Here is a 17,259-nt window from a genome sequence, read left to right as displayed (position 1 = left end):
GCACCTGCAATGGCACTTGCAGTGCCACTGGCAACCACTGGTGGCCCTCATTGACATGACGATTCGAAACTGTTTATAGTCCGGCGCGTACCTCAGCCCAGCCAATGGTCCTGCCGCATCCCGCTCGGTGCCTGACTGTTGCGATGGGTGCGGCAGCGCGCCACACGCCACGAAAGCCACCCCCCCTGGTTGCGTACAACACCTGCAGGCGCGTGCCCGGCTTGGGCAATGACGCTGGCGGTTCCATCGTTCCATGCGGAGTCAGGACATGAAAGAGCATCTGGTAATCTTCGACACCACGTTGCGTGACGGCGAACAGAGCCCTGGCGCTTCGATGACCAAGGAAGAAAAGCTGCGCGTTGCCCGACAACTGGAGCGCATGCAGGTCGACGTGATCGAGGCGGGGTTCGCGGCAGCCTCACCGGGAGACTTCGCAGCGATCCAGAACATTGCTCGCGTCATCAAGAGTTCGACGGTCTGCTCCCTGGCCCGTTCGAGCGAGAACGACATTCGTCGTGCCGGCGAGGCCATCGCTCCGGCAGTACGCGGTCGCATCCACACCTTCATCGCCACCAGTCCGATCCACATGGAGAAGAAGCTGCGCATGACGCCGGATCAGGTGGTCGAAGCAGCCGTACGAGCCGTACACTGGGCACGCGAGTACACCGATGACGTAGAGTTCTCGGCCGAAGACGCGGTGCGCTCCGAAGTCGACTTCCTTTGCCGCGTCTTCGCGGCGGTCATCGAGGCCGGTGCCAGCACGATCAACGTGCCGGACACCGTCGGCTACAGCGTTCCCACGGTCTGGGGCGAGTTGATGCGCACCCTGATTGAGCGGGTCCCGGGGGCCGGGCGCGTCGTCTGGTCCACGCACTGCCACAACGATCTTGGCATGGCGGTCGCCAACTCGCTGGCGGCTGTACTCGCCGGGGCACGTCAGGTCGAATGCACGATCAACGGTCTCGGTGAGCGCGCGGGCAACGCCTCACTCGAGGAAGTCGTGATGGCCGTCCGCACGCGCAGCGACCTCTTTCCGGTACAGACCCGCATCGATACGACGCAGATCGTTCCCGCTTCGAAGCTGGTGTCGCAGATCACCGGCTACCCGGTGCAGCCGAACAAGGCGGTGGTCGGCGCCAACGCCTTTGCCCACGAGTCGGGCATCCATCAGGACGGCGTCCTCAAGCATCGGGAAACCTACGAAATCATGCGGGCCGAGGATGTCGGCTGGGCACAGAACAAGCTGGTGCTCGGCAAGCATTCGGGACGCAACGCGTTCAAGTCCCGCCTGTCGGCACTCGGCATCGTTCTCGAAAGCGAGGAGGCGCTCAACGCCGCCTTTGGCCGCTTCAAGGAACTGGCGGACAAGAAGCACGAGATTTTTGACGAGGACCTGCAGGCGCTGGTCTCCGATGATGAAATGACGCCACCGGGTGAGCACTTCAAGCTGGTCTACTCGCGCGTCTGCTCGGAAACCGGCGAGACGCCGGCAGCCGACGTCACACTGACCGTCGGCGGGGTCGAGCGGAAGGCTGCAGGCATCGGCAGCGGCCCGGTCGACGCAACGTTCAAGGCAATCGAGTCGATCGCCGCCAGTGGTGCACAGTTGCTGCTCTACTCGGTCAACGCGATCACCACCGGCACCGACGCACAGGGCGAAGTCACGGTTCGCCTGGCGCGGCAGGGGAGAATCGTCAACGGCAACGGTGCCGATACGGACATCGTCATCGCTTCCGCACGAGCCTATCTCAACGCCTTGAACAAACTGCAGTTTCCTGACCGGCTGGACCCGCAGGGCGACGTCTGACCAAATCGTCGATCGCTGCGCGCAGCGGCGGCCCAGCTGGAGCGGCCGCCCTCAGCGTGCGGACGGCCGCGTGAGGCGTGCGTAGCCGACGCTGGAACAGAAGAAGATCGACGCCAGGACGATTTCGGCGATGGCCATCAGTTGTGCCGCACCGTGCTCGGTGGTTGCCCGCACGATACCTTCGGTGAGGTACAACAGGATCAGCATCGACGCCCACTGGTAGGTGTAGCGCCGTCCGTTGAGAATGCCGAAAAGCGGCGCCAGCAACGGCAAGCACTTCAGTGCCAGCCAGGTACCCCCGGGTAAGACCGGCGCCAGGCGCAACTCCCACGCAAGGCAGAGGAAAATCAGCGCAACCAGGCTGCCACAAGCGCCCAGATAGAAGACACGGATCATCGCGGACGCAGTTGCAGGGCGATCGATGCCAGTCTGCGTCCTTGCGCGAAGGCGAGTTGCCGCTCGTCGTTGGTGAGCATCGGGCTCCCTTCCGGTCCAGCCACATGGCTGGCGCCATACGGCGTACCACCGCTACGTGTGACCGAGAGCGCACTTTCGCTGTAGGGAAGGCCGAGCAGCAGCATGCCGTGGTGCAACAAAGGCAGCATCATCGACAGCAGCGTACTCTCCTGACCGCCGTGCGCACTGGCGGTCGAGGTGAAGACGCACGCGGGTTTTCCCGTCAGAACGCCGGCCGACCAATGCACCGCGGTGCTGTCCCAGAAGTACTTCATCGGCGCCGCCATGTTGCCGAAGCGGGTGGGACTACCGAGCGCGAGCCCGATGCACTCGTCAAGATCGGCGGCATCGGCGTACGGCGCCCCAACCGGCGGGATCTCCGGCTCGCCGGCGGTACACACGCTGGCGACCCGCGGCACCGTCCGCAGGCGAGCCGTGACGCCGGCGACGGACTCGACGCCGCGTGCGATCTGCTGAGCCAGGGCCCGTACGGAACCCCGATGGCTGTAGTAAAGGACGAGAATCTCCGACATCGGCTTATTATATCCACCTCATGTTCTTCTCACGCTTCCCCTGGCGCCGCTTTCTGGGGCGCATCGCGCGTCGCTTCGTCGAAGAGAACTTCGACCAGATCAGCGCCAGTCTCGCCTTCACGACGCTGCTGTCGCTGGTGCCGCTGGTCGCCGTGGTCCTCAGCATCGTCGCCGCGGTGCCGTTCTTTCCCAGCATGGTCGAGCAGCTCGAACTCTTCCTGGCGCGCAGCTTCCTGCCCGAGCGCAGTGCCGGGATGATCATCGAACACGTCCTGCAGTTCTCACGGCAGGCGATCAAGGTCACTGCGGTCGGTTCCCTGGTGCTGGTGGCGACGGCAACGATGCTGCTGCTGACCATCGAACGTGCCTTCAACCACGTTTGGCTGGTACGCGAAACACGCTCCTGGTGGCAGCGCGCTCGCCTCTATTCAGGCCTGATCGTCCTCTGGCCACTGGTCATCGGAGGCGTCCTGCTGGCAACCTCCCATGCCGTGACGGTCTCCCTCGGCCTGCTGCATGAACCCTGGTGGCTGGGACGGTTGCTGTTCAGGGCTCTCGGCCTGATGATCGCCGGACTCTTCCTCGGCGGACTCTACCACGCCTTGCCGAATACCCGCGTCGCGGCTCGCGACGCAGCCTGCGCGGGCATCGTCGCGACGGTCGGCTTCATCATCCTGCAGCAGGGCTTCGAGCTCTACCTCGCCAGATTCCCATCGTACACCGCGGTCTATGGCGCCTTTGCGACGGTGCCGGTGTTCCTGCTCTGGCTCTACCTGTCCTGGGCGGTCGTCCTGCTGGGCGCACTGGTGGCTGCCACTCTGCCAGAGTTCAGCGCTCGTTGCGGAAAAGACTTGCCGCCCTAATGCGGATTCTGGTCCGGCTCGATCGAAAGGATCTCGATGCTGCCCGTCTCTTCGTCGACACAGGTCCGGTTGACCTCGCGCACGATGAGATTCTGGCCCTCGATCAGGAGCAACAGCTTCCTGCTCTCCCGGGGAACGACGCCGGCAGCGACGATCAACGCTTGCCGTGAGCGCAGCCTGGGAATCTCCGGCAGGATCAGCACCCGCTGCAGATCCGTGCTGCCGTTTCCGCCCGGCAGAGCCAGAGTCGCCGGAACCGCCTTCGGCGCCAGAACCTGTAGTCCGAGTTCGAGATGCTCGGGATTTTCCGAGATCGCCCAGCGCACCAGGCAGATCTGCCAGTTGGGGTCGAGCGCGGTACGCACCGTCACCACGTCGCCTACCGTCAGGGCCCCGGGCTTGCCGGATACATGCATCACGGCATAACCCTCGGGACTTTCATTGGTGATCATCCAGGTCGACAGATCGACGTTAACCCCTTCCCCCTTGCGGGACAGGTGCCACAACCCATCGATACCGGCAGCGAGAAGCGTGCGATGGTTCTGCCGCCGGCGATGGAAGCGGCGTCGCCCGGCATCGCCCCACCTCGTCGAGAGTCTCTGCAGCACTCCCCGGCCGGCGGCCGTGCCAGCAAAATCCGGCAAATTCAAGTCCTGCGGCAGCGCACCACCCTCGAGTTGATCGATCTGCGCCTTGAGCAACAGACAGAGGGCGGAACTCGAAAACCCGCTTCCCGGCCAGTCTGCCTGTATCGGTTTGCGCAATGAGGACAGCGCCGGCACGTCACGCGACGGGTCGATCCAGAAAACGCCGGGTGCTCGCAGGGAACCGTTCGGAACCGCCTCGATGTGGTGGCAGAAGCGCTCGAAATAGCTGGCGAGGAACAGCACTTCGCGCGGCGTCAGCGAAGCCGGCTGCGCGCACCCGAGGAGTACCGCCGCGTGGTAGACCTCCTGCAGGCTGCGCGGTGCGCCATCGGGGCGTACCGTATGCAACCGCGACTGCTGCGCGGTGGCATAGGTCTGGTGAAGTTGCTGCCAAGCGCCGGCACGTGGCGGCGAAGCGATCAGGTCGCTGATCATCAGTTGCCTGGCGACTGCATCCACGCTGCGCCACAGTGCCAAGCCCAGCGCCCGGGATGGGTCCGCGTTCTTCGGCGGCGGCCCTCTCTCGAACAACGCCAGTGTTTCGTCGGCGAGCATCTGCAACAGGTCGAGGACACTGCGAACGATGCGTCGCTCCTTTCGCGGCACCGGCAGCACCAGGTCGATGCTCAGCGCCGGCAGCAGGCTGTCGATCACCGTGCTGCTTCGTCGGTACAGGCCATCCAGCGCAAGGGCGCGCTGTTCAGCCGACCCCCCGATGTCGCGCAGGGCGATCAGGTGTGAGCGCAGCGACGGCAACTCCTCGACGGGGTGCGGCGCAAGCGGCAGCGCCAGCCATTGCAGGATCGACCGGAGTCCGGATTCCGGAGCGGCTCCGCGATCCTTGCCCGTAGCGGTAGAAGGGGTCTCGGTCATCAGGCTGCCTGCGAAGGAGGTTTGCATCACGGCGCGGGCAGTTGCAGCAACGTTCGCTGCCCGACGGAACGAAGCAACTGCTGGAAAGGCGGAATCGCGCGGCCCCAGCCCGTCGCCACTGCGTGCCCTGAACTGCCTCTGACACTGATTATATACTGCCAGGAAACAAGGAAGTGTGCTGCCCAACTCTCCGAAGGATGACTCAAGCGACGCATGAGGCCCCGCAAACCGCCACGGGCCCGTTCCGAAACCGCAATGCGCTGCCGGGTGCAATCGAAAGTGCGACTGTCGACCGACTGCTAAGAGAGAAGCTTGACGAACGAGCTGGATTCCGGCCTGCGCCGGAATGACGGTAGTTCCATGCGCTGGCGCCAGAACAAGTCTACCGTGGCCACTGGCGCCTCGCGCCGGCGCCAGTCGCACTTTCGATTGCACCCGCGCTGCCGATCGCGCACGTCCGGAGAGCACTTTGTTGTTATAATCCGGGCTTTTTTCTGCTCTGGAAGAGAGTCACATGGTCGTTATTCGTCTTGCCCGTGGTGGCGCCAAGAAACGCCCGTTCTACAACATGGTCGTGACCGATTCTCGGTCGCGTCGCGATGGTCGTTTCATCGAGCGCATCGGCTTTTACAATCCGCTCGCGACGGAGAAGGAACAGGGCCTGCAGGTCGCGGCCGATCGCCTGAGCTACTGGCAGCAGCAAGGTGCGCAGGCTTCGCCGACCGTCACCCGCCTGCTCAAGCAGGCCGCCGCCAAGGTAGCGGCCTAGGCATTGTCGGGACAGGCGCAGCCGCCCGGTGGCGCTGCCGGCGTGACGAATGGCCGGCCGACGCCGCAGGAAATCGTCGTTCTCGGAAGGATTGGCGCAGCCAGCGGAGTAAAGGGCGGGGTGCATGTTCACCCCTTCGCCGACGACCCTCACAAGTGGTCGACCCTGGCGCACTGGTGGCTCGGCAGCGAGGGCGATGCGGTCGCGTGCTGGCAACAACGGAAACTGATCGGATGTTCGCTTCGCAACGGCCGGCTGACGGCGCAGCTCGAAGGCGTTGCCGACCGCAATGCGGCCGAGGCGCTCAGGGGCGTTCTCGTCGGTGCTCCGCGGTCTGCACTGCCACCGACCGCCGCGGACGAGTACTATTGGGCCGATCTGCTGGGCCTGGCGGTGAGCAACGTCCGGCATCAGCCACTCGGCCGCATCGTCGGCCTGATCGAGACGCCGGCGAACGCAGTCCTGCAGGTGGCCGATGGCACGGGTGGCGAGAGACTGCTGCCCTTCGTCGCGGCAATCGTCCTCGAAGTGGACCTGGCTGGTGGCCACATGACGGTCGACTGGGAAGCGGATTGGTAAGCGGCGCAGCGGACGCAGCGACAGACCTGCGGCCCTTGGTGACCGATGTCGTGACGCTGTTCCCGGAAATGTTTTCCGCGCTCACTGGCGCGGGTGTCACGCGACGGGCGCTGGCAACCGGCCGCTGGCAGCTGCACCTGTGGAATCCTCGTGATTTCACGGCTGACAGGCATCGCACGGTCGATGATCGTCCCTACGGCGGCGGACCGGGGATGGTCATGATGCTGCCGCCGCTGGCAGCGGCCATCGCGGCAGCGAAAGAGCGACAACGTGCGCTTGGCGCCGATCGCAGTCGCGTCGTCTGCCTGTCGCCGCAGGGTCCGCTGTTGACGCATGGGCGAGTGGTACGCCTGGCGCAGGCCGCCGAGGCACTGGTTCTCGTCTGTGGACGTTACGAGGGAATCGACCAGCGCGTGATCGACGGCCATGTCGACGAGGAGGTGTCGGTCGGCGATTTCGTTCTCTCCGGTGGCGAGATCCCGGCGATGGCGCTGCTCGACGCCGTGCTCAGGCAGTTGCCGGGCGTACTGAACGACGCCGAGTCAGCGCAGCAGGATTCTTTCGTTGCGGGCCTGCTGGATTGCCCGCACTATACGCGGCCCGAGGAACATGCCGGTTGGCGGGTACCGGACGTGCTGTTGTCCGGACATCACGAAGAGATACGGCGCTGGCGCCTGCAACAGGCGCTGGGTCGGACGTGGCAGAGGCGGCCCGAGCTGTTGGCTGGCCGCCCGCTGTCGAAGCTGGAAACGCAACTCCTGGTGAAGTTTCAGGAGCAATGCGATCAGGATAACAAGAGCTGACAATCATCCATGGAGTTCAAGAAATGAATCTGATCGAGCAACTTGAGCAAGAAGAAATCGCCCGTCTGGGCAAGGTCATTCCGGAGTTTGCTCCGGGCGACACGGTCGTCGTCCAGGTCAAGGTCAAGGAGGGCGCGCGCGAGCGTCTGCAGGCCTACGAGGGCGTCGTCATCGCCAAGCGCAACCGCGGCCTCAATTCCAGTTTCATCGTCCGCAAGGTGTCCTCGGGCGAGGGTGTCGAACGCACTTTCCAGACCTATTCGCCGCTGGTCGCGTCGATCGAGGTCAAGCGCCGCGGCGACGTCCGCCGTGCCAAGCTCTACTACCTGCGGCAACGCTCGGGCAAGTCGGCACGGATCAAGGAAAAGCTCGTGCGCAAGCAGCGCTGAACCGCTGCCGCGCGGCATGAAGAAAAAAACGGGCGAAGTCTGCGGACCTCGCCCGTTTTTTCCTCCCGCAACGACTTACTACGTCTGCACCAGCTCTCAGGAATTGCCGGTCGGCCTTCGGTCCCTCTCGATCAGGGCATACGCCGAATGGTTGTGGATCGACTCGAAATTCTCCGACTCGACGACGAAGGCATCGATCCTGGCCTCACTGCCGAGTCGCGCGGCAACGTCGCGCACCATGTCTTCGACGAACTTGGGATTGTCGTAGGCACGCTCGGTGACATACTTCTCGTCCGGACGCTTGAGCAGGCCATACAGCTCGCAGGATGCCTGCGCCTCGACGATCTCGACCAGTTCCTCGATCCACAGGTGCTCGTTGATGCGCACCGTCACCGTCACCTGCGATCGCTGGTTGTGCGCACCGCGTTCCGAGATCTCCTTCGAGCACGGGCACAGGCTGGTGACCGGCACCGCCACCCGGATCGTCGACTCGATCCGCCCATGGCAGATCTCGCCGGTGAGCGTCACATCGTAATCCATCAGGCTCTGCACACCGGAAACCGGTGCCGCCTTGTTGATGAAATAGGGAAAACTCATCTCGATGTGGCCGGTCTCGGCCTCCAGCCGATTGACCATCTCGCGCAACATCGCCGGGAAGTTCTCGACCGAGATCTCCCGCTCATGGCCATTGAGAATCTCGACGAAGCGCGACATGTGGGTGCCCTTGAAATTGTGCGGCAAGCCGACGTACATGTTGAAGAGCGCGATCGTGTGCTGGATGCCGCCAGACTTGTCCAGCACCCGCACCGGATGCCGCATCGCCTTGATTCCCACCTTGTTGATGGCGATCCGACGCGTATCGGCAGAGCCCTGTACATCGGCCATGACGGCCGGACTGCGCGGTGTTTCGGGGGCGTTCATTGCTGCTCCAAGTAGTTGTCAGTCCGGGCGTGCGCCCGGCGCATCGCCCGCATCTGCCGGCGAGGACCGGCAGGCGCGAACCGCACGCACGATGCCGGCGCTGTCCAGCCCGATGTCGGCCAGCAGCATCGCCTGGTCGCCATGCTCGATGAAGCGATCGGGAATTCCCAGCCGCAACAGACGGACGGCGCTGCCGGCCTCATCAAGCACGCGTGCGACCTCGGCCCCGGCGCCGCCGATGACGGCATTCTCTTCGACGCTGACGAGCAGCGAATGTTCCGCCGCCAGCGACACGATCAGCTCGCGATCGATCGGCTTGACGAAGCGCATGTTGGCCACCGTGGCATCGATCTCGGCCGCTGCCGCCAGCGCCGGCACCAGCATGCTGCCAAAGGCCAGCAGCGCCACCGCCTGGCCATGTCGGCGAATCTCGCCCCTGCCGATCGGCAGACCGACGAGTTGTGGGTCGACGGCGACGCCCGTGCCGCTGCCACGCGGGTAACGCACCGCAGCTGGTCCGTCGTGGAAGAAGGCCGTGGTCAGCATCTTGCGGCACTCATCCTCATCCGCAGGCGTCATCAGCAGCAGATTGGGAACGCAGCTCAGGAACGACAGATCGAAGGCACCGTGGTGGGTCGGACCGTCGGCGCCGACGAGACCGCCGCGATCGAGCGCAAAGACCACGGGCAGGTTCTGCAGTGCGACGTCGTGCAGCAACTGGTCGTAGCCCCGCTGCAGGAAAGTCGAGTAGATCGCCAGTACCGGCCGCAGCCCTTCGCAGGCGAGACCGGCGGCAAAGGTGACGGCATGTTGCTCGGCGATGCCGACATCGTAGTAGCGCTCGGGAAAGCGCTCGCTGAAGCGCAGCAACCCGGAACCTTCGCGCATCGCCGGCGTGATGCCGACGAGCCGCGAGTCGGCCGCCGCCATGTCGCACAGCCAGTCACCGAAAACCTGCGTATAGCTCGGCTTGCCACCGCCTGATCCGCCGGCAATGCCGACATCGGGCTGGAACTTCGAAACCCCGTGATAGAGCACCGGATCCACCTCGGCCAGTTTGTACCCCTGTCCCTTCTTGGTGATCACGTGCAGGAACTGCGGCCCCTTCAGGTTCTTCAGGTTGTGCAGCGTCGGGACCAGCGACTCCAGATCGTGGCCGTCGATCGGCCCGATATAGTTGAAGCCCATCTCCTCGAACAGCGTGCCCGGCGTCAGCATTCCCTTGACGTGCTCTTCGGCGCGCTTGGCGAACTCGCGCAGCGACGGCGAGAAATCGAGGATCTTTTCCCCCGCCTTGCGGGCGGCGTTGAAGCTGCTGCCGGAAAAGAGGCGGGCCAGGTAGCGGTTGAGGGCTCCCACAGCCGGCGAGATTGACATGTCGTTATCGTTGAGGATGACGAGCATGTCGGCGTCCGCAACCCCGGCATTGTTGAGGGCCTCGAAAGCCTGGCCCGCCGACATCGCCCCATCGCCGATGATCGCCACCACCTTGCGCGCCTCGCCCTTGGTCTTCGCGGCGAGTGCCATGCCGAGCGCGGCCGAGATCGAAGTAGACGAATGACCGACACCGAAGGTGTCGTAAGGACTCTCGCTGCGCTTCGGAAAGCCCGAGACGCCACCCTGCATGCGCAGCCTCGCCATGCCCGCACGCCGCCCGGTGAGCACCTTGTGCGCGTAGGTCTGGTGGCCGACATCCCAAACGAGGCGATCATGCGGCGTATCGAAGACGTGGTGCAGCGCGATCGTCAGTTCGACCGTGCCCAGGTTCGACGACAGGTGGCCGCCGGTCCTGGCCACCGACTCGACGAGGAAGGTGCGCAGCTCGTCGGCCAGTTGCGGCAGGTGTCGGCGATCGAGCTTGCGCAGTTGCGCCGGATCGCTGATCGTGTCTAGAAGGGGATAACGCATCATTGGCTTGTCTTGTCCTGCTGCAGCGACTGACCACACACGAACGGGTCAAAATTTCCGCTGGGTGATGAAATCGGTCAACTCGACGAGGCGCCGGCTGCGCTCACCGAATGAGCTCAGCGCCGCAAGGGCCTGCCGTCCGAGGTCGGCAGCGAACTCGCGGGCCCGCTCCAGCCCCATCAGGCTGACGTAGGTGGGCTTCGCCGCAGCGGCATCCTTGCCGGCCGTCTTGCCCAGCGTCAACGTGCTGGCCGTGCAGTCGAGAATGTCGTCGACGACCTGGAAGAGCAGGCCGGCGCGCTTGGCGAAGCGGTCGAGGGAATCCCTTTCCTCGGTAGCGAGCGCCGTGCCGCAGAGGCCGCCAAGCAGGACCGAGGCACGGATCAGCGCCCCCGTCTTGAGCGCGTGCATCAACTCGAGTTCGGGCTGATCGAGTGTCCTGCCAACGGCCGCGAGGTCGATCGCCTGGCCGCCCGCCATGCCGCAGGAGCCACTGGCTCGGGCGAGCAGGGCCAGCATCTCGAGTTGCCGCGGACCGTCAGCAAAATCGCTGCGCGCGAGGATCTCGAACGCCAGGGACTGCAGGCTGTCGCCGACGAGCAGCGCGGTCGCCTCGTCGTATTCGACATGACAGGTCGGGCGACCGCGGCGCAGCACGTCGTCGTCCATGCACGGCAGGTCGTCATGCACCAGCGAATAGCTATGTATCAGCTCGACGGCGCAGGCAGTGACCTCCAGTCGGAGCAGAGGCGCATCGCTCAGCTCACCGGCAGCGAACACCAGCAGGGGCCGCACCCGCTTGCCACCGTTCAGCGTGGCATAGCGCATCGCCTGGTGCAGACGGGCGGGGATCGCCTCGGCGGCTGGCAGATTGCGGGCGAGCGCCGTTTCCACGCGTCCCTGCACGCCGCGCATCCAGTCCGGAAAGGGAAGCCGCGTCGCCGCGCCCGACGTCGTATCCATTGGGCTCATCCCGCCTGCCCGTTGCCTGCCGCGAAATCGCGCAGGCTTCCGTTCTCGAGAATCTGGATCTCGCGTTCCGCATCGGCAAGCTGTTGCTGGCAATGCCGCAGCAGTTCGCTGCCCCGCCGGTAGGCGGCCAGCGACTCGGCAAGCGGCAGCCGGCCGCCCTCCATGCTGGTGATGATGCCTTCCAGTTCGGCCAGAGCCATCTCGAACTTCATCTCGCCGACGACAGTCGGCGACACGATGGCGCTGTCAGTGCCGGCAGCAGGCTCGGGTTTCGGTCGGGACATGGGCAGGGCTCGAATCAAACGGGCAAAAATAGCCTATTACTGGGCTTGCGGTCAAATCAAAAACGGGTCGGTCGGCAGCCATGGCCGCGAACTCCCCGCCCGACAGTGGTGCTAAACTTGCCCTGCACACGAAGGGAGCCGAACATGATCGTCATCGAGCATCAACCCAAGCGCGTCGAAGTCACCGTGTACGCCGAGTTCACTCTGTCCGACTACAGGGAATTCGAGAGTGTCGTCAACGACGCGATCCGCTTCGAAGGACCGGTCGACCTGCTCTTCGACCTGCGCGAGATGGCTGACTTCACCCTCGACGTCGCTTGGGAAGACATCGTCTTCGCCCGCGCCCATGCCAACGACTTCAGCCGCATTGCCGTGCTGACCGACAGCCAGTGGGTCGCCTGGAGCGCCTGGTTGTCGCAGATCTTCGTCCGCGCCGAGATGCGCATCTTCGCCGAGGAAACGGAGGCGCGCGCCTGGCTGGCCGACGATGCCGGGGCCGGAGGGGAGGCGGAATGAGCTACCGCACGCTGGTCGATGGCGCAGTTCTCGCCGCGCACCTGCGGGACCCTGAGTGGCGGATTTTCGACTGCCGTCACCTGCTCGGCGATCCGGCTGCCGGGCGGCAGGCTTACACCGCCGGGCACCTGCCGGGTGCGTTCTTCCTGCACCTCGACGACGACCTGTCGGGCCCGACGAACGGCCGCAACGGGCGCCACCCGCTGCCCGACCCGCAAGGACTTGCCGACAGGCTCGGCGCTGTCGGCGTCTCGTGCGGCACGCAGGTGGTCGCCTACGACGATGCCGGTGGCGCCTTTGCCGCTCGCCTGTGGTGGTTGCTTCGCTGGCTGGGCCACGATCGCGTCGCCGTCCTCGACGGTGGCATCGCCGCCTGGCTGGCCGAGGGTCGCCCGTTGACGACGGCAGTGCCGGAGGAACAACCGGCGACCATCGCGATCCAGCAGCAGGACTGGGTCGTCAGCGCCGACGACGTGCTGGCCAATCTCGCAAGCCGGAAATTCCGGCTGATCGATGCCCGCAGCCCCGACCGCTTCCGTGGCGAGAACGAAACCCTCGATCCGCTCGGCGGACACATACCCGGCGCCGACAACCGCTTCTTTCGCGACAACCTTGATGCAGGCGGCCGTTTTCGGCCGGCCGCCGACCTGCGGCGTGAGTTCAACGAGCTCCTCGCCGGCTTCGACGCACGCGATGTGGTGATGTCCTGCGGATCGGGAGTCACCGCCTGTCACAACCTGCTGGCGATGGAGCTCGCCGGCCTCCCGGGCGCCCGCCTGTACGCGGGTTCGTGGAGCGAATGGTGCAGCGACCCGGCACGACCGATGGCCTGTCGCACGTCGGCCATCAGCGCCTGACGCCCCTGGCACGCCGGCCGATGTCACTTCCCCGATGAGCGCGGCGGCCGCCTCGCGTGCGGTTGACCGCAGCGGCAGCGAAAGCGGCGTGCGAGCGGTGCCTTCACCGCAACAGCAGCTCGCTGGCCGCGTCGGCAATCTCATCGAGCGACAGCGGGCCATCAGGCCGATACCACTGGCCACTCCAGTTGAGCATGCCGAAGAGCAGCAGCCGAACCGGGCTCGCCGCGCTGCGCAACCGGCCGCATGCCGCCAGCTCGTCGAGCGTGCCCTGCCACGCCGCCTGGTAACGGTCGCTGGCGGCGGCGATCTCGGCCCGCGCCACGGCATCGAGCGAACGGGATTCGTGAATCAGCATCGGCGTATGGCAATCGCCCTCGAGCAGATTGCCGAAATGGATCCGGATCATCAGCCGCAGGCGTCGCTCGGGATCGTTGACCCCTGCGATGGCGGCCTGCAGGCGCCGGTTTCCCGCCTCCAGCCCTTCGATCATCGCCGCCTTGAGGAGATCCTGCTTGCTGCGGAAGTGATAGAAGGGACTGCCCGAACGCATGCCGACTGCCTGCGCGATGTCGCGCGTCGTCGTCGCGGCAAACCCCTTCTCGACGAACAGGCGCGCCGCGGCGCGCAGCAGGTCGTCGCGGCGGTTGATCTCGGGCGCCGCACGCGCCCTTCTGTGCCCGGCCGACATCCAGCTCAGAGCGTCGCCGCGAGGCGGGTTCCCTGGTCGATCGCGCGCTTGGCGTCGAGCTCGTTCGCAACGTCGGCGCCGCCGATCAGTGACAACGGTACGGCAGCAGCACGCAGCCCTTCCTCGAGTTCGCGCCGGGGTTCCTGGCCGGCGCAGATGACCACGTGGTCGACCGGCAGGCACTGCCGCTGGCCATCGACGACGATGTGCAGGCCGGCGTCGTCGATCCGCTCGTAGGTGACCCCCGAGAGCATCTGCACACCGCGCTTCTTGAGCAGGGTGCGGCGAATCCAGCCGGTGGTCTTGGCCAGGCCGTCGCCGACCTTCGCCGCCTTGCGCTGCAGCAGCCAGACCTGGCGCCGGCCGCGTTCGGCGCTGGGCGGCTTGAGGCCACCCGGGTTGCCGAAGTCGGGGTCGATTCCCCACTCGCTCTGGAAGCGATCGAGTTCATCGCGATCGTCCTCGACATGCGTCAGGAACTCGGCAACGTCGAAGCCGATGCCACCGGCACCGATGATCGCCACACGCTCGCCGGCGACGCGATAGCCCTCGATCAGATCGACGTAGGAAATCACCTTCTCGTGCTCGATTCCCGGCAGCTCGGGCCACCGCGGCACGATGCCGGTGGCGAGAACGACGTGCTCGAAGCCAGCCTCCACCAGCTCGGCGGCAGTGCACTCCCTGCCGAGTTGCAGCGAGACGCCGGCGCCGTTCAGCCGGCGATCGAAATAGCGCAGCGTCTCGGCAAACTCCTCCTTGCCGGGGATGCGACGCGCCAGGTTGAACTGGCCGCCGATTTCCGCCGCGGCGTCGAACAGCGTCACCCAGTGGCCGCGCTCGGCGGCGGTGAGCGCACAGGCCATGCCGGCGGGACCGGCACCGACGACGGCAAGCCGTTTCGGCGTTGACGCCGGCGCGATCACCAGTTCCGTCTCGCGGCACGCCCGCGGGTTCACCAGGCAGTAGGTCAGCCGACCCTCGAAGATCTCGTCGAGACAGGCCTGGTTGCAGGCGATGCAGGTATTGATCTCGCCTGCACGGCCGGCCGCAGCCTTGTTGACGAAGTCGGCGTCGGCGAGAAAGGGGCGTGCCATCGACACCATGTCGGCACAACCGGAAGCGATCACCTCCTCCGCCACCTCCGGCGCATTGATGCGGTTCGTGGTCACCAGCGGGATGCCCACCTGCCCCATCAGCCGCTTCGTCACCCAGACGAAGGCCGCCCGCGGCACCATCGTCGCGATCGTCGGGATGCGCGCCTCGTGCCAGCCGATGCCGGTGTTGATGATGCTTGCGCCGGCCTCCTCGACCGCCTTGGCGAGCGCGACGATCTCGTCCCAGGTGCTGCCGCCCTCGACGAGGTCGAGCATCGACAGGCGGAAGATGATGATGAAATTCGGCCCGGTCGTCGCCCGCACGCGGCGCACCGTTTCGAGAGCAAAGCGGATGCGGTTCTCGAAGCTGCCGCCCCAGCCATCCTCGCGGAAGTTGGTCTGGCGGGCGATGAACTGGTTGATCAGGTAGCCTTCCGAGCCCATCACCTCGACCCCGTCGTAACCGGCCGCCTGTGCCAGCCCGGCGCAGCGGGCGTAATCGTCGAGCGTCCGCTCGATGTCCTCGGCGCTCAGCTCACGCGGGCGAATCGGCGAGATCGGCGCCTGCACCGGCGACGGCGCGACCGCCCCGCGATGGTAGGCGTAACGGCCGGTGTGCAGGATCTGCATGGCGATCTTGCCGCCGGCCGCATGCACGGCATCGGTGACCAGGTGGTGTTTGACCACCTGTGCCTCGTTCTCCAGCGCCGCCGCGCCGGGCATGACCACCCCATCCTGGTTGGGCGCGATGCCGCCGGTGACGATCAGGCCGACGCCGCCGCGCGCGCGCTCGGCGTAGAAGGCGGCGAGACGGTGGAAACCTTGCGGCGCCTCTTCGAGACCGGTGTGCATCGAACCCATCAGGACGCGATTCCTGAGCGTCGTGAAACCGAGGTCGAGCGGGGCGAGCAGATGGGGATAGGCGTTCTGGTACATGCAGGGGTTCTCCTGGGACAGGTAGTCGAGGCTGGGCCGATCAAATTTTAGGCAAGCAAGCGCTTGTTGGATTATCGGCGATTGCCCTCTTCGATGCAAGCGGCGCTGTTGCCAAAGCCACGGCGGGAAGCCGCTCTCCGACCGAGATGCCGACGCCGGGACTGGCGAATCCCGTACGGCACCGGGCCTCGCAGCCACCGCGCGGCCGGCCAAGCCAGGACCTGGCGCGCGACAGGCTGATCATCGCCGCGGGCTTGCCTCCGGCCGCGATGCGTGCCAGTCTGCAAGGCGCACGCGGCGTCCCATGCAGCACCGCACCGCCCCCCGAAACCGACCGTGACCACTCTCAAGATTCTCATCGGCCATGGCTCGCGCGTGCGTCCGGGCAACGCCGACAGCCCGCTGGCGCTAGCTCAGTAGATCCTGCAGCAGGTCTGCGGCGATTGACGCCGCGACCGCAGAAAGGAACCGTCGGCGTCGCGGTACGGTCATGATTTCACCGGCATGGGCTCCGTCCCCGGCTGGGACGGGCCCTCGCCGGTGCATCTGGTCGGGCATAGCCTCGGCTCGCCGACCGTTCGCTGCCTGCAGCACCTGCTGGCGCTGGACTACTGGGGCTGGGGCAGCAACGCCGCCTGGATCCGCTCGATCACGACGATTTCGGGTGTGTCGAACGGCAGTACAGTGACCTATCTGTTCGGCGCAGACGAGCGGACCGGGCTGGTGAAGAAGGCGAGTCTCGCAACGCTGTTGCTGCTGGCCGTCGAGGCCTATGGCCACGCCACCCGCGGCGTGCAGGACGCCATCTACAACTTCGATCTGGATCATTGGGAAATCGCGCGCGGCAGGAGCGAAAGCGTTGTCGAATACCTCGCGCGGGTTGCGCGCTCCCGCTTCCTCAAGGGCAAGGACAACGCCTGCCACTCGCTGACGCTGCAGGGCGCCTACGCCGACAATGCCGTCTGGCAGACGCACCCGCAGACCTGGTACTTCTCGCACATCACCGAGCAGAGCGAGCGCAGCTGGCTGAGTGGACGATACTACCCGCGCCTACGGATGAACCCGGCGATGCTCCCCCATGCCACCTACATCGGCCAGAAGCAGTTCCTGCGGCCGCCGATTCCGGTCGCTGGATTCGACGCCAGAGACTGGTGGGAGAACGACGGAGCGGTGCCGACCCACTCGCAGATGTATCCGCGGATCAGCGGCGAGCATCCGGTCGGCGGCGAGTTCGCCAGCGACACCCCGCCCGAAAGCTTCGCGAAAGGCAGGTGGTACTACAAGTGGGAGCGGGACGTCGATCACCTGTGTTACGTCTTCCTCTCCCAGAGGGCTGAGGCGCTCGCTCATCCCGCGAACGG

The 17,259-nt window shown here is 65.7% G+C and carries 17 protein-coding genes and 1 pseudogene; 9 read left to right on the top strand and 9 right to left on the bottom strand.

Going from position 1 to position 17,259, the window contains the following annotated elements; translation table 11 throughout:
- The first annotated feature begins 268 nt into the window (after positions 1-268).
- A complete protein-coding gene (locus NFW30_RS11670) occupies positions 269-1,807 on the top strand; it encodes a 2-isopropylmalate synthase (RefSeq protein WP_295355718.1) in 1,539 nt (512 codons plus the stop codon).
- A 51-nt stretch (positions 1,808-1,858) separates the two neighbouring features.
- On the opposite strand, the gene NFW30_RS11665 is transcribed toward NFW30_RS11670, so the two are convergent.
- Both NFW30_RS11665 and wrbA read right to left on the bottom strand, forming a co-directional pair.
- Positions 1,859-2,203 carry a DUF2069 domain-containing protein gene (locus tag NFW30_RS11665; RefSeq protein ID WP_295355720.1) on the bottom strand — a complete coding sequence of 115 codons (345 nt, stop codon included), beginning with the start codon at positions 2,201-2,203 and terminating at the stop codon, positions 1,859-1,861.
- Positions 2,200-2,796 carry an NAD(P)H:quinone oxidoreductase gene (gene wrbA / locus NFW30_RS11660; RefSeq protein ID WP_295355722.1) on the bottom strand — a complete coding sequence of 199 codons (597 nt, stop codon included), beginning with the start codon at positions 2,794-2,796 and terminating at the stop codon, positions 2,200-2,202. The genes NFW30_RS11665 and wrbA overlap by 4 nt, the downstream gene beginning before the upstream one ends.
- A 20-nt stretch (positions 2,797-2,816) precedes the next feature.
- Here wrbA and NFW30_RS11655 point away from each other — a divergent pair, with 20 nt between their 5' ends.
- Positions 2,817-3,659 (top strand): YihY family inner membrane protein, encoded by an 843-nt coding sequence (locus NFW30_RS11655; protein ID WP_295355723.1) that lies wholly within the window; start codon positions 2,817-2,819, stop codon positions 3,657-3,659.
- On the opposite strand, the gene NFW30_RS11650 is transcribed toward NFW30_RS11655, so the two are convergent.
- Positions 3,656-5,179: a hypothetical protein gene (locus NFW30_RS11650; protein WP_295355724.1), complete on the bottom strand. Its 1,524-nt coding sequence runs from the start codon at positions 5,177-5,179 to the stop codon at positions 3,656-3,658. The two genes, NFW30_RS11655 and NFW30_RS11650, sit on opposite strands and share 4 nt — an antisense overlap.
- A gap of 514 nt (positions 5,180-5,693) precedes the next feature.
- Here NFW30_RS11650 and rpsP point away from each other — a divergent pair.
- From rpsP to rplS, 4 genes are read left to right on the top strand one after another with little or no spacing between them, the layout of a single operon-like run.
- A complete protein-coding gene (gene rpsP / locus NFW30_RS11645; RefSeq protein ID WP_034935690.1) occupies positions 5,694-5,948 on the top strand; it encodes a 30S ribosomal protein S16 in 255 nt (84 codons plus the stop codon).
- 42 nt (positions 5,949-5,990) lie between these two features.
- Positions 5,991-6,527 (top strand): ribosome maturation factor RimM, encoded by a 537-nt coding sequence (rimM, locus tag NFW30_RS11640; protein ID WP_363322103.1) that lies wholly within the window; start codon positions 5,991-5,993, stop codon positions 6,525-6,527.
- 35 nt (positions 6,528-6,562) lie between these two features.
- Complete coding sequence (gene trmD / locus NFW30_RS11635) at positions 6,563-7,330, top strand: tRNA (guanosine(37)-N1)-methyltransferase TrmD (RefSeq protein WP_295355727.1); 768 nt, start codon at positions 6,563-6,565, stop codon at positions 7,328-7,330.
- 23 nt (positions 7,331-7,353) lie between these two features.
- Positions 7,354-7,719 (top strand): 50S ribosomal protein L19, encoded by a 366-nt coding sequence (rplS, locus tag NFW30_RS11630; RefSeq protein ID WP_034935693.1) that lies wholly within the window; start codon positions 7,354-7,356, stop codon positions 7,717-7,719.
- A gap of 96 nt (positions 7,720-7,815) precedes the next feature.
- Here the strand turns inward: rplS and folE2 are convergent, their stop codons facing one another.
- Genes folE2 through xseB form a run of 4 tightly spaced genes read right to left on the bottom strand, consistent with a single transcriptional unit; the run spans position 7,816 to position 11,804 of the window.
- Positions 7,816-8,640 (bottom strand): GTP cyclohydrolase FolE2, encoded by an 825-nt coding sequence (folE2, locus tag NFW30_RS11625; protein ID WP_295355730.1) that lies wholly within the window; start codon positions 8,638-8,640, stop codon positions 7,816-7,818.
- 18 nt (positions 8,641-8,658) lie between these two features.
- Positions 8,659-10,551 (bottom strand): 1-deoxy-D-xylulose-5-phosphate synthase, encoded by a 1,893-nt coding sequence (gene dxs, locus NFW30_RS11620; RefSeq protein ID WP_295355732.1) that lies wholly within the window; start codon positions 10,549-10,551, stop codon positions 8,659-8,661.
- A 45-nt stretch (positions 10,552-10,596) separates the two neighbouring features.
- Positions 10,597-11,511, bottom strand: coding sequence for a polyprenyl synthetase family protein (locus tag NFW30_RS11615; protein WP_295372160.1), 915 nt, complete (start codon positions 11,509-11,511; stop codon positions 10,597-10,599).
- A gap of 5 nt (positions 11,512-11,516) precedes the next feature.
- A complete protein-coding gene (xseB, locus tag NFW30_RS11610; RefSeq protein WP_295355736.1) occupies positions 11,517-11,804 on the bottom strand; it encodes an exodeoxyribonuclease VII small subunit in 288 nt (95 codons plus the stop codon).
- A 144-nt stretch (positions 11,805-11,948) separates the two neighbouring features.
- On the opposite strand from xseB, the gene NFW30_RS11605 reads away from it, so the two are divergent.
- Together NFW30_RS11605 and NFW30_RS11600 are read left to right on the top strand one after the other, a co-directional pair.
- The gene (locus NFW30_RS11605; protein ID WP_295355738.1) at positions 11,949-12,320 is read left to right on the top strand and encodes an STAS/SEC14 domain-containing protein; all 372 of its coding nucleotides are present in this window, start codon (positions 11,949-11,951) and stop codon (positions 12,318-12,320) included.
- Positions 12,317-13,177 (top strand): sulfurtransferase, encoded by an 861-nt coding sequence (locus NFW30_RS11600; protein ID WP_295355740.1) that lies wholly within the window; start codon positions 12,317-12,319, stop codon positions 13,175-13,177. Before NFW30_RS11605 ends, NFW30_RS11600 begins: the two co-directional genes overlap by 4 nt.
- Before the next feature lie 103 nt (positions 13,178-13,280).
- Here NFW30_RS11600 and NFW30_RS11595 read toward each other — a convergent pair whose 3' ends face one another.
- A complete protein-coding gene (locus NFW30_RS11595) occupies positions 13,281-13,868 on the bottom strand; it encodes a TetR/AcrR family transcriptional regulator (RefSeq protein ID WP_295355742.1) in 588 nt (195 codons plus the stop codon).
- A gap of 5 nt (positions 13,869-13,873) precedes the next feature.
- Positions 13,874-15,898 (bottom strand): NADPH-dependent 2,4-dienoyl-CoA reductase, encoded by a 2,025-nt coding sequence (locus NFW30_RS11590; RefSeq protein ID WP_295372157.1) that lies wholly within the window; start codon positions 15,896-15,898, stop codon positions 13,874-13,876.
- A gap of 504 nt (positions 15,899-16,402) precedes the next feature.
- On the opposite strand from NFW30_RS11590, the pseudogene NFW30_RS11585 reads away from it, so the two are divergent.
- Positions 16,403-17,259, top strand: a pseudogene (locus NFW30_RS11585) (hypothetical protein); the annotation flags it as partial.

Origin of the sequence: Accumulibacter sp., from assembly GCF_023806635.1 — a bacterium.
In the GTDB taxonomy this organism is placed as follows: Bacteria; Pseudomonadota; Gammaproteobacteria; order Burkholderiales; family Rhodocyclaceae; genus Accumulibacter.
This window is presented reverse-complemented; position numbering and strand designations above follow the sequence as displayed.